General features: G+C 49.7%; 16 protein-coding genes and 3 pseudogenes. 13 read left to right on the top strand and 6 right to left on the bottom strand.

Annotated elements, in window-relative coordinates:
- From ACFPYJ_RS12330 to ACFPYJ_RS12285, 10 genes and pseudogenes are all read left to right on the top strand, one after another.
- A partial coding sequence (locus tag ACFPYJ_RS12330; RefSeq protein WP_379188442.1) for an IS3 family transposase occupies window positions 1-113 on the top strand: 113 nt, incomplete at its 5' end.
- Between the two features lie 413 nt (window positions 114-526).
- Window positions 527-1,348 carry a peptidoglycan-binding domain-containing protein gene (locus ACFPYJ_RS12325; RefSeq protein ID WP_379188435.1) on the top strand — a complete coding sequence of 274 codons (822 nt, stop codon included), beginning with the start codon at window positions 527-529 and terminating at the stop codon, window positions 1,346-1,348.
- A 32-nt stretch (window positions 1,349-1,380) separates the two neighbouring features.
- The gene (locus ACFPYJ_RS12320) at window positions 1,381-1,524 is read left to right on the top strand and encodes a hypothetical protein (protein WP_379188434.1); all 144 of its coding nucleotides are present in this window, start codon (window positions 1,381-1,383) and stop codon (window positions 1,522-1,524) included.
- A gap of 403 nt (window positions 1,525-1,927) precedes the next feature.
- The gene (locus tag ACFPYJ_RS12315) at window positions 1,928-2,065 is read left to right on the top strand and encodes a hypothetical protein (protein WP_379188433.1); all 138 of its coding nucleotides are present in this window, start codon (window positions 1,928-1,930) and stop codon (window positions 2,063-2,065) included.
- Window positions 2,066-2,098: 33 nt separating this feature from the next.
- The gene (locus ACFPYJ_RS12310; RefSeq protein ID WP_379188432.1) at window positions 2,099-3,103 is read left to right on the top strand and encodes a spore germination protein; all 1,005 of its coding nucleotides are present in this window, start codon (window positions 2,099-2,101) and stop codon (window positions 3,101-3,103) included.
- Window positions 3,015-3,260, top strand: a complete 246-nt coding sequence (locus tag ACFPYJ_RS12305; RefSeq protein ID WP_379188431.1) for a GerAB/ArcD/ProY family transporter — start codon at window positions 3,015-3,017, stop codon at window positions 3,258-3,260. The genes ACFPYJ_RS12310 and ACFPYJ_RS12305 overlap by 89 nt, the downstream gene beginning before the upstream one ends.
- Before the next feature lie 216 nt (window positions 3,261-3,476).
- Complete coding sequence (locus tag ACFPYJ_RS12300; RefSeq protein ID WP_379188430.1) at window positions 3,477-4,301, top strand: alpha/beta fold hydrolase; 825 nt, start codon at window positions 3,477-3,479, stop codon at window positions 4,299-4,301.
- 346 nt (window positions 4,302-4,647) lie between these two features.
- Window positions 4,648-5,313: pseudogene (locus ACFPYJ_RS12295) on the top strand (GntR family transcriptional regulator).
- Window positions 5,314-5,455: 142 nt separating this feature from the next.
- Window positions 5,456-5,734, top strand: a complete 279-nt coding sequence (locus ACFPYJ_RS12290) for a DUF2277 domain-containing protein (protein WP_379188429.1) — start codon at window positions 5,456-5,458, stop codon at window positions 5,732-5,734.
- 183 nt (window positions 5,735-5,917) lie between these two features.
- Window positions 5,918-6,853 carry an ArsR/SmtB family transcription factor gene (locus tag ACFPYJ_RS12285; RefSeq protein ID WP_379188428.1) on the top strand — a complete coding sequence of 312 codons (936 nt, stop codon included), beginning with the start codon at window positions 5,918-5,920 and terminating at the stop codon, window positions 6,851-6,853.
- A 67-nt stretch (window positions 6,854-6,920) separates the two neighbouring features.
- On the opposite strand, the gene ACFPYJ_RS12280 is transcribed toward ACFPYJ_RS12285, so the two are convergent.
- The 6 genes and pseudogenes from ACFPYJ_RS12280 to ACFPYJ_RS12255 all read right to left on the bottom strand — a co-directional run bounded on the left by ACFPYJ_RS12280 (window position 6,921) and on the right by ACFPYJ_RS12255 (window position 11,911).
- Window positions 6,921-7,178 (bottom strand): lipocalin-like domain-containing protein, encoded by a 258-nt coding sequence (locus ACFPYJ_RS12280; protein ID WP_379188427.1) that lies wholly within the window; start codon window positions 7,176-7,178, stop codon window positions 6,921-6,923.
- A 162-nt stretch (window positions 7,179-7,340) separates the two neighbouring features.
- Window positions 7,341-8,332, bottom strand: a pseudogene (locus ACFPYJ_RS12275) (glycoside hydrolase family 43 protein).
- Window positions 8,333-8,598: 266 nt separating this feature from the next.
- Window positions 8,599-9,384 carry a DeoR/GlpR family DNA-binding transcription regulator gene (locus tag ACFPYJ_RS12270; protein ID WP_379188426.1) on the bottom strand — a complete coding sequence of 262 codons (786 nt, stop codon included), beginning with the start codon at window positions 9,382-9,384 and terminating at the stop codon, window positions 8,599-8,601.
- 267 nt (window positions 9,385-9,651) lie between these two features.
- On the bottom strand, window positions 9,652-9,780 hold the full coding sequence (locus tag ACFPYJ_RS12265; RefSeq protein ID WP_379188425.1) for a hypothetical protein: 129 nt from the start codon (window positions 9,778-9,780) through the stop codon (window positions 9,652-9,654).
- Between the two features lie 16 nt (window positions 9,781-9,796).
- Window positions 9,797-10,648, bottom strand: coding sequence for a DMT family transporter (locus ACFPYJ_RS12260; RefSeq protein WP_379188424.1), 852 nt, complete (start codon window positions 10,646-10,648; stop codon window positions 9,797-9,799).
- 252 nt (window positions 10,649-10,900) lie between these two features.
- Window positions 10,901-11,911, bottom strand: a complete 1,011-nt coding sequence (locus ACFPYJ_RS12255; protein WP_379188423.1) for an ABC transporter substrate-binding protein — start codon at window positions 11,909-11,911, stop codon at window positions 10,901-10,903.
- Window positions 11,912-12,114: 203 nt separating this feature from the next.
- On the opposite strand from ACFPYJ_RS12255, the gene ACFPYJ_RS12250 reads away from it, so the two are divergent.
- From ACFPYJ_RS12250 to ACFPYJ_RS12240, 3 genes and pseudogenes are all read left to right on the top strand, one after another.
- Complete coding sequence (locus tag ACFPYJ_RS12250) at window positions 12,115-13,074, top strand: hypothetical protein (protein ID WP_379188422.1); 960 nt, start codon at window positions 12,115-12,117, stop codon at window positions 13,072-13,074.
- 4 nt (window positions 13,075-13,078) lie between these two features.
- Window positions 13,079-15,967 carry an excinuclease ABC subunit UvrA gene (gene uvrA / locus ACFPYJ_RS12245; RefSeq protein WP_379188421.1) on the top strand — a complete coding sequence of 963 codons (2,889 nt, stop codon included), beginning with the start codon at window positions 13,079-13,081 and terminating at the stop codon, window positions 15,965-15,967.
- 238 nt (window positions 15,968-16,205) lie between these two features.
- A pseudogene (locus ACFPYJ_RS12240) lies at window positions 16,206-16,778 on the top strand (zinc-dependent alcohol dehydrogenase family protein); the annotation flags it as partial.
- Between the last annotated feature and the right edge of the window lie 162 nt (window positions 16,779-16,940).

Raw genomic sequence — 16,940 nt, 5'->3', positions numbered from 1 at the left:
AAGAGGTGTTTGAGTACATCGAGTTATTTTACAACCGCAAACGTATTCATGGTACTTTGGGGTATCTGACACCGAATCAATTCGAATCGATGTATTACAAACGAGCAAGTTAAGTGCCTTATGTGGTGTCCACTTTCTTGACAGAGGTCCAGGATTGCAGTATAGAGGCAGCCTCAATCGGATGGCAGTCTTATTAACTGTACGAATTCCAGTATAGACCAAAGTGTAACAGGCATCTTGCGGCAACGACGCCGTGCAAATCAGCTCCGCATGATTATCTTCAGGCAGCGGCGCGTCAGACGAAAAAAAGAAAAATGGCTGTACAGGTTTTGATGACCTGTACAGCCATTTTGTATAAAGGGAGATAAACTAGGACGTGATTGTCAAGATTTTTAGCCCTTTTGAGTCAGCTTATTTTTGGCGTATTGATGGATGATCCAAGCTGAGCATAATGGAAAACAACTATTGGGTATAGTAAGGGCGGTGGCAAAATCAACTAGTTTCCCGAAGGAAGGTGTTTTGTTTAATGGAGGATCATATTTCTCGCTGGTCAAAAGTGAATCTCTTGAGGCTGGCGGCAAAGTTTCTCGGATCAGCCTTGTTAGTACTGGCACTGATGGTAGGTTTGCCTGATGTCAGCTCCGCGATCGGTAAGGGCGCGCATGGACCGGATGTATACGTCATTCAAGGAATGTTGAAATCTCTGGGCAGCTATGCCGGGCCTATTGATGGATACTATAATGCGATGACGGTCCGCGGTGTCAAATACTATCAGAAGAAACACGGGCTGCCGGCTACAGGCGTAGTTGATAAACGGACATTGAAGTCTATAGTATACGCGTATGAAAGCAAGAAAAGCGGGGCGCAAATGCGAAACAAGAGCAGGGGCAAGGGTAAAGTTCGCGGTCAAGGCATCCGCCGAGGCAAGAATGGAGCTCTCGGCAGCGGCCAAGGCGGCGTCCATGGTCAGGACCTAGCCGGTGAGCAGCGCCAAGGCAATGGCCACGGTCAAGATCTGGCAGGCGAACAGCGACAGGGCAATGGCCATGGTCAGGACCTGGCAGGCGAACAGCGACAGGGTAATGGCCATGGTCAGGACCTAGTCGGCGAACAGAGGCAAGGCGGTGGCCAGGGTCAAGGCCAAGGCAGTGAACAAGGTCAAGGTCAAGGCAGCGGACAAGGCCAAGGCAGTGAACAAGGTCAGGGTCAAGGCCAAGGCAGTGAACAGGGTCAAGGCCAAGGCGGTGGACAGGGACAAAGCCAAGGTCAAGGCCAGGGCCAACAAGATCAGCAAGGCCAACACGATCAAGGAAAAGCAGAAGAAAAAGCTAAGGAAAGACAACGGTAAAGTAGAGGATAAAGCCAAAGATTACGGCCAAGGTGGACAAGGCGATTAAGGTCAAAGTAACTATGGGCAAGAGGGTCAAGGAGATGAAGGTAAAAGCCGCGACCAAGCCCGCAGCTATGGTCAACAACGTAAAGGCTCGTATTAAATCAAGCCCGCAGCAAACCATTCCTTCATAAACGGAGGAGTGGTTTTTGTTATGTAAGGGAGGCGAATAATCCAATCCTGATCCGCGAATTCCAGAAGCAGCCTCCGGGCCTGATCCGATTCAAGCGCTGCGTGCAGCCGTAAATTTGGGCTTTGCTTCGATTGCCCATGAGGGTAAGGACACCCTTCACGAACGTACGAATGCAGGAGCATGGAAGGGAATGACTTTTGCTGCTCTGTATTTTTTTATGCTCGAACCAATCAATCAATCAATCAATCAATCAGGCTTCGACCTCCGGCATATTAAATACTGAATACAGTGGCGGCGTATTTGGTGCGGCAGCTGAACGGGCAGCAGTACCCCACATCAGTTTATCTCCATCCCCCCATGGTCATAATAGGAAGAAACGATTGATATAGAAGGTAGCGTATCTCATGCATCCAAAGTCATCGACCGATCCCCGTCATCAAAATGAAGCCGGACAAATGCCGGATTATGCCAAGATCCCTGTTGACTCCAACATTGAACAAAATATTGCGCGCATTATAGGCGATTTGGGCAAAAGCATGTGACGCAGTTATACGTGGTCGCGGAAGGTTGAAGCGGTGGTTGTATATATCGACGGCCTGTCAGATACAACCGTTATTAACAGTTATATTATTGACATGCTAAGCCGAAAGGTGGACGCCGCCTCTCAAACAGAGCCGGAGGACGGTATGCATACAGCAGCTCTGGCAAGGGAGCTTCTCTTCGGAATCGGATCCATCCATACGGTTACGGAGATGGCGTCTTTATACTATAATCTGCTGTCGGGCGAGGCTGTTATTCTTCTGGATGGACATGATCACGCCTATTGTGCAGATACCCGCCAATGGAAAGGCCGTGATGTTACTGAATCGACGAACCAGACGTCCGTACGGGGGCCAAAGGAAAGCTTCACCGAGACGCTGCGTACCAATACGGCGTTAATCAGGCGGAAAATTAAAGATCCCCGGCTTTGGCTGGAGACGATTGCAATCGGCCGGGTAACGAAGACCGATATTACGCTGATGTACATAAACGGTGTCGCGAAGCCATCCGTTATCGAAACAGCACGCTCGCGGCTGGGTGCCATCGATATTGACAGTGTTCTGGACAGTGGCTATATCGAGGAATTGGTGGAGGACGGCAAGTATTCGCTTTTTCCGACGGTGTACAATACGGAGCTGCCTGATAACGTTGCCGCACAGCTGCTGGAAGGGAAAGTAGCGATTCTGGTGGATGGTTCGCCAAATGCGCTGATCGTGCCGACCCAGCTCGTTTCCTTCTTCCAATCCACAGAGGACTATTATCAGCGGGCTATCTATGCAAGCCTGCTCCGTATTCTGAGGTTCGTCAGTGTCTTCATCTCGCTATTGCTTCCCTCTCTGTATATCGCGATCACAACCTTCCACCGCGATATGCTCCCGGTGTCTCTGCTGATCAGTCTGGCTGCGCAGCGGGAGGGTGTGCCGTTTCCGGCATTTGTGGAGGCGCTTGGTCGTGCACGCCCAGAAACTTACGATCGGCCATTTTGTGGAGCGGGTGGAGGCGATCCTGGCCTTCCTGTGGATTATTACCGTTTTCTATAAGACGCTGCTCCTGTTCTTCGCGCTTACGACCGGAATCACACAGCTGCTCCGGTTAAAGGAGAGCCAGATGCTGACGATTCCGCTCGGGATGATTCTGCTCGTTGGCACGGTTGCCTGTACGCCTAATATTACCGTGTACAATGATATTCTGATCTAGTATTATCCCTGGTTTGACCTGACCTTCAGTCTCCTGCTGCCTGCGTTGTTTCTGGTCCTGCTGCTGCTGTTAGGTAAGCGGATGAAGGCCGGGGAGATGGCGGAGAGCAGGACGAAATAGAAGGCGCAGCGCGGCAGCTATATCTATTCTTGTTCATAGTGGGTTCATAATCGTCGCGTATTCTTTCTGTAACGAACTGCATAGAGGAGAATGAATATGGCGGTTATGCAATCTATGATAAGCCGTACAGCCTCATCTCTAGATGGAACATCCATTAGCTATGAGACAATAGGATCGGGGCCAGGGCTCGTTCTTGTACATGGTACATGCCGAGCGGCAGAGCATTATAGGCCGCTGGCTGAAAAACTGGCGGCAGCCTTCACCGTGCATGTGATGAATCGGCGGGGACGTGCTGCAAGCGGCGCGCAGGGCAAGAATTACAGTGTGGCGAAGGAATGTGAGGATGTAACGGCGCTGCTCCGGGAGACGGGCTCTTCGCTGCTGCTTGGCCATAGTTACGGCGGGTTTGTCGGACTTGAGGCTGCGCGTAACTGTACGCTGAAGAAGCTTGCCGTTTATGAACCGGCAGGATGGCCGCTTCCCATGGAGTGGGCTGCAGGTTTCGAACGGGCATTGGAAAGAAAAGATGAGCTTGAGGCGTTCACGCTGTTCGTCAAGGGACTGGGTATGGATCGGAGCATCGCCAACATTCCAAAAGCGGCACTGAAAATCTTATTCCGCCTGACGTCGGCCCGAGGTGCGGAGTGGCAGCTGACGAAAAAACTCCTGCATACCGTCATACCGGAAATTCGGGAGGTTATGCACCAATCGAAGACGGAGAACTATCGAGGCGTGAAGGCACATACGCTTATTATGGCTGGCCGCAAAACCCCCGACTACATGCAGAATATAGCGGCTGCAGTCCATGATGCCGTACCGGATTCTACCCTGCTGATGCTGCCGGAGCTCAACCACAATGCACCTGATCTGCATGCACCCAGGCAGGTCGCGAAGCATGTGCTGGAATTTTTCACAGGTTAATAAGCTTGTTATAAGGGCACATGCCTGGGCTGGGTAATCCTTCTTGGAGGAGATCCCAGCCCTTTTTAGGCTTCCGAATTTATTTTGCAGGAAGGCCGGGTAAGCTAACGAATTAATGAAGTAAGAATTTACAAAAATATGGGATGGGGGAGGGACCGCATGAGACAGCGCGCGCAAGCACTGATATTAAGATGATATAAGAGCCATTGCGGAAGAAAACGTTTCTTGAAGCCGTTGTTATTTCTTATGCAGCAAGCGAACCTCATACATAATCGATTTTTTCTTGCGTTCAAAATACGTATGCGATATATTGCGTGTAACGAAACTACGCGTAAGGATGATCAACATGCCGGTACCAAAAAACTTTTCTACGCCGATCCGAATGTCCGCCAAAGAACGGGCGCTGTCCCAAATCCAAAGATGGATTATAGAGGGCACGCTTCTGCCTGGAGAGAAACTGCTTGATGCGGAGCTTGCGGAATCTCTGGCCGTCAGCAGAACGCCGATCAGGGAGGCTTTTCAGCTGCTTGAGGTTCAGGGGCTCGTCTCCATGCATCCCGGCAAAGAAACGAGAGTGACGGGCATCGAGAAAGACGATATTTTGAAAATGTATCCTGCTCTCGCGGCACTCCATACTCTTGCTGCCGAATATGCGTCGGAGCTTATTTTGCCTCAGCAGATCGAATTATTGAAGGAGCTTAACGCACAGTTTGACCAAACCATTGAAAGCGGTCAGGCTTATCAGGCTATGGAGCTGGATGAACAGTTCCATAATCTCATCGTTGAGGCATCCGATAACAGCTACATTGCTTCGTTCAGCGCCTCGCTGTAGATTCACATCAGAAGGTTCAAATATGTGTTCTTGAAGCAGCCGGTAACAGCGGCTAAAGCCTCCGTGGAGGAGCACGCCTTGATCATAGCCGCCTTGGAGAGACGGGATAAGGAAGCCGCATCTGCCGCGATGAAACAAAATTTGATTAGGCCGATGCATGAGCTGTACGCAATCATTTAGAGAGAAGGCGCAGTTCATATGCAGGGGGCGAAGCCATAAACAAGAATTCAGATCTGCCCGATCGCCGCTGCCCTTCTTTCCATTGGCGGGAGGAGAGAGGGGTGTAGTAGAATGAGAGAAACGTTAATAAAAGGAGATTGCTATGTGCCGAAACATTAAGACCTTATTCAACTTCGACCCTCCGGCTACCGATGAAGAGATACAGGCAGCTGCGCTGCAATTCGTTAGGAAGCTCTCTGGCTTCAACGAACCCTCGAAAGCCAATGAGCTGGCGTTTAATCAGGCTGTCCGGGAGGTAACCGGGGTGGCTAAGCAATTGTTGGATTCACTGGTGACTCATGCGGATTCCCGCAATCGCGAGGTCGAAGCGGAACGTGCCCGTGCCAGAAATGCCAAAAGGTTCGGGACAAGCGAGGCATAGAAATAGATGCTGTAGATGAAGTAGAACTGTAGCAGGCTCCTTAGCCGGCGGCATGTCAGCGACAGCGATACCGCATGAGCCGTTCAGATGTCTGCAGCGGCTCACTTGGGCCGGGCAAGGTTGTCGTATAATTAATATTCGTGTATATTATTTATAATAATATAAATCAGGGGCTGGTATGGCATGAAAATCGATATTTCCCAGCATTCTCTGCCGGTCTATGAAGCTTTGGCAAGCAATGTCAGGATCGAGATGATCAGACTGCTGTCCAAGAAACCGATGAATGTCAAAGAATTGGCCGAAGCGATGAAGCTGAGCAGCGCTATCATGACGATGCATGTCAAGAAGCTAGAGCGGGCGAGCATCATTAAAACGTCTATGCAGCCGGGCAGAGGCGGGTCGAAGAAGATCTGCACGCTGGTAACCAACGGGATTGAAATCGCTTTCCCTCCGAAGATAGATTTCGTACCGCGGGAATGCCACGTTACCGAAGTATCTGCGGGGCACTATACGGACTTCGAGATTACGCCGACATGCGGGCTTGCAACGACCGTCAAGGTCATTGGCATGTTCGATGAACCGCGCTGCTTCTTGGAGCCGGAGCGGGTCAACGCCAAGATCTTATGGTTCGGGCAGGGATTCATCGAATATAAGCTGCCCAATTACTTGATGAAGAACGAGAATCCGCTGGAGCTTGAAATTTCTATGGAGATTTCGTCAGAGGCGCCTTTTGCCAATGATAATTGGCCTTCGGATATTACCTTCTCCCTGAATGAGACCACGCTCGGCTCCTGGACGAGCCCCGGCGACTTCGGAGGCGGCCAGCGCGGAAAGTACACCCCGGACTGGTGGTGGGGCGAGATTAATCAATACGGGCTGCTCAAAGTGATCAAGATCAACAGCGAGGGCACGTTCATGGATGGCATCCGGCTTTCCAACGTTACGCTTAACGATTTGCAAATCACGCAGAAGCAGTGGATGTTCCGCATCGCCGTTCTTAAGGATGCTGCGAACGTGGGCGGGTTCACGCTGTTTGGTTCAGGCTTCGGCAATTATAATCAGGATATCGTGTTTAAGCTCTATTACGAGAAACTGAATGGGGAAGAGATATCCGAATAACCACAGAACCGCAGAAGCCCGTGTGATCCTCTCGGAACGCACGGGCTTCTCTATGGCATGTTCTCTTCTAGGAGTTTGCAAGTTTCTTGCCCCATACGGACTCGCCGTCGGCATTTCCACCGGTGAAAACGAGCGTTTGTCTGCCAAGCTCCCAATCCCACGAGGCCAATACTTGTACAGAGATCGACTGCGCCGGCTGATTATCTGAAGCGGGCCAGTCCAGCGTAATCGTATAACCGCCGTCAAGCTTCCAAGAGCCGGAGCCGTTTTCGTCCTTCAGTTTCCTGGATTCCGGCAGCTTCTGCCAAGCGAATTGAATCCGCATACATAAATGAAACTCAGAAACTCCTTTGTAATCTAAATAATAAAAAAATTAACAGCAATGTTCTTTATTAATGTTTTTATTTCTTTTAAAATAAATAATAACGCTTACATTGTCAATATATTGGTGTCCGAATTAATATAAACAATAAGCTGTCGAATCCGCTTATTGACTTGATGCTGATGAATCGGGCAGAGGTCTGCCGAATACCGGCATGCCGTCTGCATCCCAGCTAATGGCTTGAGCGCGCATATGACGGTTCGGATCATACAGCGGATCGCCTACGATTTCTTTGTAATTGCGGGCATGATAAATAAGAATATCCGTTTGTCCGTCTTCCCCCACGGTGAAGCTGTTATGGCCCGGCCCGTATTGCCCGTTTTCCTCATCGGTGACAAATACCGGTACCGGCGATTTATGCCATGAAGCAGGATCCATCAAATCGCTGTTCTCATCAGCCCACAGCAGGCCCATGCAGTAGTGGTGGTTAGTCGCGCTCGCCGAGTAGCTGATGAATACACACCCGCCACGTTTAAGGACGGCTGCGCCCTCATTGACAAGAAAACCGATTTTCTCCCATTCATATTCCGGCTGAGTCAGGCAGACCTGAGGACCTTCAATGGTCCAGGGATTCTTCAACGGAGCCATATACAAGTTGGAATTGCCGAAGATAGCGGGATCCTTTTGCGCCCAAACGAGATACCGGACACCCCGGTGCTCGAACGTTGTTGCGTCAAGCGAGAAAGACTCCCAATCCACGACAAGCTGCCCTTTCTCTTCCCAAATGCCTTCAAGAGGATTAGGGGAAGCGTTCTCAAGAACAAACATGCGGTGATCAAATAAGCCCTCATTCGTCTCGGCTGTTCTTGCTGCAGCGAAATAGATGTACCATTTATTGTCGATATAGTGAATTTCCGGCGCCCAAATATTCGCACTCATCGGGCCCTCTGCGTATTTTCTCCAGCAGATACGGGTTCTGCCTCCGACAGTCCTTGAATGGTAAGCGCTCTTCTTAATTCAATCCGGTCATACTCGGGCACGGAAGCTGTCATATAGTAGTATCCGTCATCATGCTTAACCACCCATGGATCTGCTCGCTGCAGAACAACAGGATTGCGGTATTCCAGTTGAATCGTTGAATTAGGGTACGGGTTCATACTAGTTCCTCCAGTTATCAAATTAATGTTTACATTATCGATAGGACATTTATTAATAATATATAGGATAATGAATCTGTGCAAGTGGCAAATATGAAACCGGCTATTTTTTGTTTTTCAGCGCAAAAAAGATGCCGGTCACATGACATGACAGCATCCTTATACCCTTGCTTGAAGGAAAGGGGTATTCATAAATAAAGACCGGAAACAGGGAAGTTTCCGGCCTTATAGGCACTTAATTATGGTTATGAAACCCCGGATGGGCCCTACTTCGCCGCAATCCAGACGACGCCTCGCTCTTCGAGCGTTTCTTGCCAGTCCTTTGGCGCTTCCACCTCACTGATGACAATATCGATATCCCGCCAATCCGCGATCCGGTAGAGCTGAGTCAATCCGAACTTGGAGCTGTCCGTCATCACGATCGTCTGTTTGGCGTTCTCAATGACGCGGCTGGCAAGCTGACCGCGCTCCGCATCGAAGGAAGTGATCCCATTACTCAGCACGATCCCGTCGATGGAGATGAAGGCCTTGTCCGCATGGAACATGGCTGCCATCTTCTCCGCGATGGAACCCGTCACCCGGGAGTGAGTGGCGTTCACCTTGCCGCCGATCAGATAAATCTCACCGGAGAACAAGTCCTTGTTCTTATATTCAATCAGCAGGTGGAGTGCCGGCATTGACATAGTGAGCACAGTGAGATTGTTCTTATTCATCAGGAACCGAATTAACTGCAGTGGCGTTGTGCCGTCATCGATGAAGATCACGTCATTATCTTCGACCAGGGATGCAGCAGCTTTGCCGATTCTTTGCTTTTCTTCGGAATAAAGCACTTCGCGCTTGAGGTAAGAGGGCTCTTCGCCGCCCAGATTGATTTTGACTGCGCCTCCGTAAACCCGCTTAAGCCGGTTTTCATCTTCCTGCTCTTCCAGGTATCTGCGGATGGTTTCGGAAGAGACATTCAATTTTTTGACGAGATCAATGGTTTTGACCTGCCCCTCCAGATTCAGCATATCCAGAATGATGCTCTTGCGTTCCTCTCCAACTAGTGACAAACGGGTGCTCTCCTTCCGATAGTACGCTTCTTGCTAATATTATAACGGTCGTACATGAGATTTGCTATTCCAAAGAAATCAACCATCTGCAGAGCTGCATACGGAACATACTCCGTAAGCAGCTCTGCAGATGGTTGATTAACCGTAATTCTCCGAGGTTTCTAGCTTCAGTATACCGTCAATGGATAACAAGGTCATGATGATTCACTCGAAATGACGGACGGTCTTGAGTTTAATCGACATGCGTATCGTAATATCTCCCGAAGATTACTCATTCTCGGCACTTTCAATCGCGATCTTACCGACTTTCACTCCGCAGTCATGCAGCTCGGACAGAATATCCTGCAGACTGCAGGCATCTTTCCGGATTCGGAACAGCATTTCGCGGTGAAGCAAAAGTTATCGCCGATTATTATGAGCCCCATATCCCGATGGTGACGATACCGAAGACAATAACACCAGCATACAAAATGCGCCTTTTGCCGTTCGATTCCTTCAGCAGCCACACACCCAGTATAGTCCCGAATACCGTGCTGATCTCGCGGATCGGCGCCAGGTGCGAGACCGGAGCCAGCTTGACGGCTAACAGGAACAGCAGATAGGAGCCCGGTGAAAGGAAGGATCCGAGCAGAATTCTGCCCCATTGTCTGGACCACTCGGAGCGGATATCTCCGGATTTGAGCGCGGTATAGCCGAGCATTAAAGTAAAGCCCATGTTGGAAATCAAAATCAGCGCAAGCGGCGAGATGTAGTTCAGCAGCATTTTGTCGTTCAGGGTATAGGCTGTTATCGACGCACCGACTCCAAGCAGCGGGCCAAAGGCATGGAGAAATCCCCGCCAATCGGATCCGCCCAAGCCGCTGATCGCGAACAGGCCGACTACAATGGCCGCAACGCCGGCCCATCCGGCGGGCGACAAGTGCTCGTCAAATATCCAAACGCCAAGCAGCGGTACGAATAAAGCCGCAATTCCCCGCATAATGGGATAGGCGCGGGACATATCCGCCCGCTGATAAGCAATCGGCAGGAAATAGGCGTAGCAGAGCTGGCAGACCAGCGTGACAGCCATGAAGCCATAGCCCACCAGCGGGATTCCCCTGCTGATGTCGTGAATGAAGAAAGGAAGAAAGACGATGCAGCTGCATGCGTGAATGAGCCAGAGGAATACATTCTTATTTCGGCTTGATTTAGTGAACAAATTCCATACCGCATGGGCCAGTCCCGAGCCAATTACAAGTCCGATGGCGATTGCGATGTTGACCACTCCTTTTCATATTCGGCAAGTTAAAGAGAGGCGAAGAAATGGATGGTCGGCCGGGCGACATTTTGATATAAAACAACAAAATAACACACATATCACAGGTTATAACACTTAACTTACATGTTTTTGGTTTTATCTTGAGTTTATTCCTCTTCTAATGCCGTTGCTCTTTGAATTTTCCCGTTCCAAGCGAATGCAGAGCAGACAGCAAAGGCCGGAAACGCCTCAACGAGCGAGGTTTCCGGCCTTACGCGGTTACTTCTGATTCTCTTCGTGTCTCTTCAGCAGCATGTCCACAAACAAATCGATTTGTGCGGTTACGGCGATTGGATCATAACGATAGTAAGTATCAAAGTCATTAAAAAAGACCTTGTTGTTTTTAACGGTTTTCACGTTTTTCCAGATGGGGGAGTCTTTCAGCTGCTTAAGCCGGTCGCCCTTCTTCTCAGGATCATAGGTAGTCAGGAACATATAATCAGCGGAGTAGTCCGACAACAGCTCAAGAGAGATCTGGGTCGTCTGGTTCGTCGTTTTAAGCTTCTCCGGCATCTTCAGCTTCAAAGCATTATAGACCGCTTGCCCGCCCCGACCGGCGTTATCCCCGAAGATCCACAGCTCGCCTTTATCGGTAAGCTCATTTAGATCAAAGGTCGCGTCCCCATCGACAATCCCCTTCAGTTTCTCACGCCCCTCGAGCGCTTTCTTATCGAAGTTCACAAGGAATTCCTCGGCCTTATCCTTCGTGCCTGCAATATCGCCGAACATTCTCACTGTCTCATAGATGTTGGAAGCCGTACCGTAAGGAATCAGAATGGTCGGTGCGATTTTGGACAATGCATCATAGTTCGTATCATACATGACAACAATCAAATCAGGCTTTAGCGCTAATGCCTTCTCAGGATCAACGGCTGTTCCCACGTCCTTCGCATCCTTGAGCAAATCCTTGATAAACGGATTATCGAATGCAGTCGGTTCAACCCCGACCACGTTTGCGCCAACCGACAGCAGTTCACCGCCATAATAATCGGTTACGATGCGCTGCGGCTTGACCGGGATTTCAACGTCGCCCTTATCCGTCTTATAGGTGCGCAGCTGCAGGGTGGATGATTCCGTATTTGCAGCAGCAGGCTGTTCGGCCGGTGTCTTCTCATTCTCTGCGGCAGCATTGCTGCTGTCGGCACTGCCCGACGAGCCGCAGCCCGTCGTGATGACGGCTAGCATAATCATAAGAGCAATAACGATAAAGCGGGGTTTCTTCTTAAACATGGTGACCTCCCGATATCTCTGTTTGATAAAATTAAATGATAATGATAATCATTATCGATTAAAATATAACAAACCGGCATGCGCGCTGTCAATTCATTTCGATCAAAATGAATTTTGAGTAAGGGAATTAAAGGATATCACGACTGCTCCCGCGAACTTTTCTAGAGCTTATATTCATGTTATATAACGCTGGGGGGACTAGAATGGGGCGTATGGATACAAGAGAACAAGCGACAGAACGGTTTCGGGAAGCGCTTCAATTATTCATAGAGAAGATTGAGCGGGATGATCAGGTCATTGCAGCCGTACTGCTTGGAAGCCTGTCTTACGATCAGGTATGGGAGAAATCCGACATAGACCTGAAGCTGATTGTCCACGATCAGAAGATTAGGAGCGGATACACCACTTTTGTAGAAAATGATGTTCCGATTAATGCGACTATTCAGACCCGCAATGATTTTAAACGGTGGATGGAACGTTCGGTTCTAACCTCCATCAGTCATTCCATGCTTGTTCGCAGTACGCTGCTGTTCACGAAGGATCCATCAATTACAGAATATTTTGAGCAGATTCGCTATGTCGGTGATCGCGACCGGCAGCTTCAGCTGGTCCGCCTCGGCTGCCTTACGCTCGCAGTGCTGGCTAAAGCGGAGAAGTGGCTGTATATCAAGCATGATGCTGCTTACAGCGCCTTTTGGATTATCAAGATGATTGATGCCTTATCGCAAATTGAAGTCATTCTTAATGCCGAGGTTCCCATGCGGGAATCTGTTCAACAAGCGCTCGAGTACAACCCGGAATTCTTCCATGCTGTATATACCGGGATGGTTGGCGGCCAGATTAGTGAAGCAAAGGTGACCTCTGTATTGGAGCTCATTAACGACTATCTGAACGAGAGGGCGAAACGGTTATTTCAGCCTATTCTCGCTTATTTGAGGGAAGAGGCAGATATACGAACGGTGACCGATATGCTGATCAAATTCAATGTGATGATGGATATAGATGCGGGTTCCCTTACAACGGCTTGTGATTGGCTTGCGGGGCGGGGGCTACTGGCCAAGATGGAATCGGAGACCAAAGCAACCCCTAAGAGCCGGGTCGGCCTCCAGGAACCTGCTTACCTATTCGAGAATTTGGATGATTGGATCATGGAGAGGGGATGAGCGGATGAAACAGTTTATTGAAGTGCGCGGCGCCAGGCAAAACAATCTGCGAAACATTGATGTGAATATTCCGCGGGATAAGCTGACGGTGATTACCGGTGTTAGCGGCTCCGGCAAGTCATCGCTGGCGTTTGATGTCATCTACGGTGAAGGCCAGCGGCGGTTTCTAGAATCTCTCTCGACGTTCGCCAAAAGCAGGATGAATCAATTGAAAAAGCCGGATGTCGATTTTGTATTTGGTTTGTCTCCTGTCATAGCAATCGAGCAGAAGAAGGGCATCGTCAATCCGCGCTCAACCGTCGGTACCATGACAGATATTTATGATTTCGTGCGTCTGCTCTTTGCGGCTGTAGGTGAAGCAAGCTGCCCATTCTGTGATCATCCGGTTCCCATTCGTTCGGTAGGTCAAATGATTGATCACATTCAGCAGCTGCCTGCCGGCACTGAACTCGAAGTACTTGCCCCGGTATACAAAATCTATGGCGAAAACTATGAAACGACGTTCGATGACATTCGTGCGAAGGGGTTCCGCACCGTCATCATTGACGGAGCCCGGCATAACCTTAGTGATGCCATTGAGCTTGAAGAGGAAGAGGAATATCGGATGGAGGTTGTCGTCGATAAGATAATCGTCCAGCCGGATATCTTTAAGATACTGACGAAGACAATCGAGAATAGCTTGAAGCTGGTGGGGGAAGGGTTTATCAGATTTGAGATTCAACAGGGTCCGGATGGAGAACCATTGGATGCAGCCCCTTTCTATCAAGGCTTTGCATGCCCGGAGCATCATCTGACGATGGGAGAGCTGCAGCCAAACTTCTTCTCCTTCAATGACCCGGAGAGTGCCTGCCGGACTTGCGGCGGTATTGGAACCTTCATGCGGGCGGAACCGAGATTTCTGATTAAGAATGCTGAGAAGAGTATTAATAAGGGGGCATTTGATCCGAATCTGCTGGGGAGCAGCACTACCACTTGGCAATGGACCATGGTCCGCAGCGTGGCGAGCCACTACGGATTCAGTCTGAATACACCGTTTGAGGAATTGCCGGCATCCATTCAGGAAATCCTGTTCTATGGTTCTAAGGGGGAGAAATTCCCCCTCATCCCAAACGAAGCTTCCAAAACGCAAAACCGTCATGCCGGTAAAATGATGAGCTTCGGGGGCTTCGTTCATTCGATTAATTGGTGGTACAAGCTGTACCTGAAACGTAAAAACCAGAATCCCGGTGGAGATGAGTTTTTCAAACGGGTCATGGTGGAGCATACATGCCCGGACTGCGAGGGGAAGAAGCTGAAGCTGCAGCGATTCTCCGTACGTGTAAGCGGAGCGGACATTCATGAGCTATGTAATCGTCCCCTTCAAGAGCTTTATCAGTTTCTGGAGCAGGTTACATTTAGACCGGAGAAGCAGCAGGTCGGACGGCAAATTACAGCTGAGATCCAGTCTCGAATCTCCTTGCTGCTTGATATCGGTCTTGATTATTTAAGCTTAGGCCGCCGCTCCGATACCATCTCAGGCGGTGAAGCGCAGCGTATTCGTCTATCTACTCAAATTAGCTCGGGATTAATGGGCATGCTCTATGTGCTGGATGAGCCCAGCATTGGTCTTCATGCAAGAGACAGTGTGCGTATTATTGATACCCTTAAGAAGCTTCGTGATATTGGCAATACAATCATCGTCGTTGAACATGATATCGAAACGATCTGCAGTGCCGATTATATTATTGAAATTGGCCCAGGGCCTGGCATACATGGAGGTACGGTTATTGCCGAGGGAACAGCGGAGCAACTCCGTATGCACCCGGAATCGATTACCGGATCCTTTCTGTCAGGTGCACGCCGAATTGAGGTGCCAACAAGGCGAAGGCAGTCGTCTGGCAGGGCTCTATCCATCAGGGGAGCGAGGGCCAACAATCTGCGCAATGTGAACGTTGATATACCGCTGGGCGTCATGGTCTGTATAACAGGTGTATCCGGATCCGGAAAGAGCACGCTGATTAATGAGGTCATGTGCAAGCGGCTGTACGCCTTGTTCCATGATGCGCGGATTATCCCCGGCGAGCATGATGCACTGCTCGGTCATGAACACTTAACGGGTATCATTAACATTGATCAGTCGCCTATTGGAAGGAGCTCGCGTTCCAATCCGGCGACATACGTTGGATTTTTTGATAAAATCCGTGAAATCTATGCGGAGGCGGCAGCGGCTGCAGGCAAGCAGTTGAGCAAAAATGATTTCAGCTTCAATCAGAAGAATGGCGGACGATGCGAGAACTGCCAAGGTGAGGGCATAGTGACAACACAGCTTCAGTTCATGCCGGACATTGATACCGTTTGCCCGGTGTGTAAAGGAGCAAGATTCAATGACGATATCCTGGAAGTGCGAATTAAGGAGAAGAATATCGCCGAGATATTGGATATGAGCATCGAGGACGCGGTCTTGTTTTTCGCCGAGCAGCCTTATATTCTCAATAAGCTCAAAGTATTAAACCAGCTTGGTCTCGGGTATTTGCGAATCGGCCAATCGTCCACAACACTGTCAGGAGGGGAAGCTCAGCGAATCAAGCTTGCAACAGAGCTGAGTAAAATCAAGCGCGGCTCCCATAATCTATACATTCTCGATGAGCCGACGACCGGTCTGCATTTGCGCGATATTCAGAAGCTGATTGACTGTCTTCACCAGCTGGTTGAAGCGGGTCACTCCGTCCTTGTCATCGAACATCATTTGGATATGATTAAGGTGGCTGACCACATCATTGATATGGGACCTGAAGGCGGGAATAACGGCGGAACCGTCGTTGCTTATGGAACGCCTGAGGAAGTGGCGAGGACGGAAGGTTCGTTGACAGGCAAGTTTTTGCGCGAGGTACTTGGAGCCGTTCATGCTCCTTAACCCCTCTTTATAAATTCCCCTCATAAAGGCCGGGTACACTCTCTTCTGCGAGGGCCCCCGGCCTTTGCTCTGCCCAGTGGATGAAGTCGCAAGTCCAGTCCGTCTTTTCTTTCCGAAATCTCCAAGGCTTGTATGCGAATTCGGCGAAAAATCGGCTGTAATGCGGTAAAATAGACTAAAATGCGGGTAGTGGACGAAGCTGCTTCAAGGAAAGGAGGCGAATGTATTGAAAGCTGCAATGGTGCAGTTTCAGTCGTTTGGAAATCCTGAGAACGTATTGGAAGTTAATTATAAAGAAACGCAGCGGCCGAAGCCTGGCGAGGTTCTAGTCCGTATGCGGGTACGACCTGTGAATCCATCAGACCTGATTCCGATAAGCTGTGCTTATGCACATCGAATTTCCCTACCGGCAATTCCAGGCTATGAAGGGGTTGGTGTTGTTGAAGATGTGGGGCCATCGGTCTCAAGAGAGCTTATTGGCAGGCGGGTTCTGCCTTTGCGGGGAGAAGGGACCTGGCAGGAGTTTGCGTCAGCGCCTGCACAATGGGCAGTACCGATTCCGGAGGCAATGGATGATTATGCAGCTGCACAATTATACATCAATCCCATTACGGCATGGGTAACCTGTTCGGAGGTATTGAAACTAAGTCCTGGGGATATTGTTCTTGTTAATGCCGCCGGTTCTTCAATAGGTCGTTTATACGCGCAGTTGGCGACCATTCTAGGATTCCATTTGATCGCAATTACGAGGAGCAATGACTACACGGAGGAGCTGCTTCGGCTTGGCGCCGCCCATGTCATCAATAGCTCGGAGTGGACATCCGTTTTCCCGAATATACGTCCGTATTCAAAGATTGGACCTGTAAGATAGCATATACGTAGGCCAGCGGTCTAAAGCATGGCTTAAAGTTTTTAATTGGACTTATACTGATGTAATAATTAGTGGATATCGGAAGAAGGAATTCGGGTGGTT

This window comes from Paenibacillus solisilvae (genome assembly GCF_042656405.1).
Lineage (GTDB): Bacteria > Bacillota > Bacilli > Paenibacillales > Paenibacillaceae > Paenibacillus_Z > Paenibacillus_Z solisilvae.
The sequence above is the reverse complement of the archived record's forward strand: the minus strand, read 5'-3'. Positions and strand labels throughout refer to the sequence as shown.

Coding starts and splice junctions, on each gene's coding strand:
- ACFPYJ_RS12325 (WP_379188435.1), top strand. CDS start 527: ATGGAGGATCATATTTCTCGCTGGTCAAAAGTGAATCTCTTGAGGCTG.
- ACFPYJ_RS12315 (WP_379188433.1), top strand. CDS start 1,928: ATGCATCCAAAGTCATCGACCGATCCCCGTCATCAAAATGAAGCCGGA.
- ACFPYJ_RS12300 (WP_379188430.1), top strand. CDS start 3,477: ATGGCGGTTATGCAATCTATGATAAGCCGTACAGCCTCATCTCTAGAT.
- ACFPYJ_RS12290 (WP_379188429.1), top strand. CDS start 5,456: ATGTGCCGAAACATTAAGACCTTATTCAACTTCGACCCTCCGGCTACC.
- ACFPYJ_RS12285 (WP_379188428.1), top strand. CDS start 5,918: ATGAAAATCGATATTTCCCAGCATTCTCTGCCGGTCTATGAAGCTTTG.
- ACFPYJ_RS12280 (WP_379188427.1), bottom strand. CDS start 7,178: ATGCGGATTCAATTCGCTTGGCAGAAGCTGCCGGAATCCAGGAAACTG.
- ACFPYJ_RS12255 (WP_379188423.1), bottom strand. CDS start 11,911: ATGTTTAAGAAGAAACCCCGCTTTATCGTTATTGCTCTTATGATTATG.
- ACFPYJ_RS12250 (WP_379188422.1), top strand. CDS start 12,115: ATGGGGCGTATGGATACAAGAGAACAAGCGACAGAACGGTTTCGGGAA.
- uvrA (WP_379188421.1), top strand. CDS start 13,079: ATGAAACAGTTTATTGAAGTGCGCGGCGCCAGGCAAAACAATCTGCGA.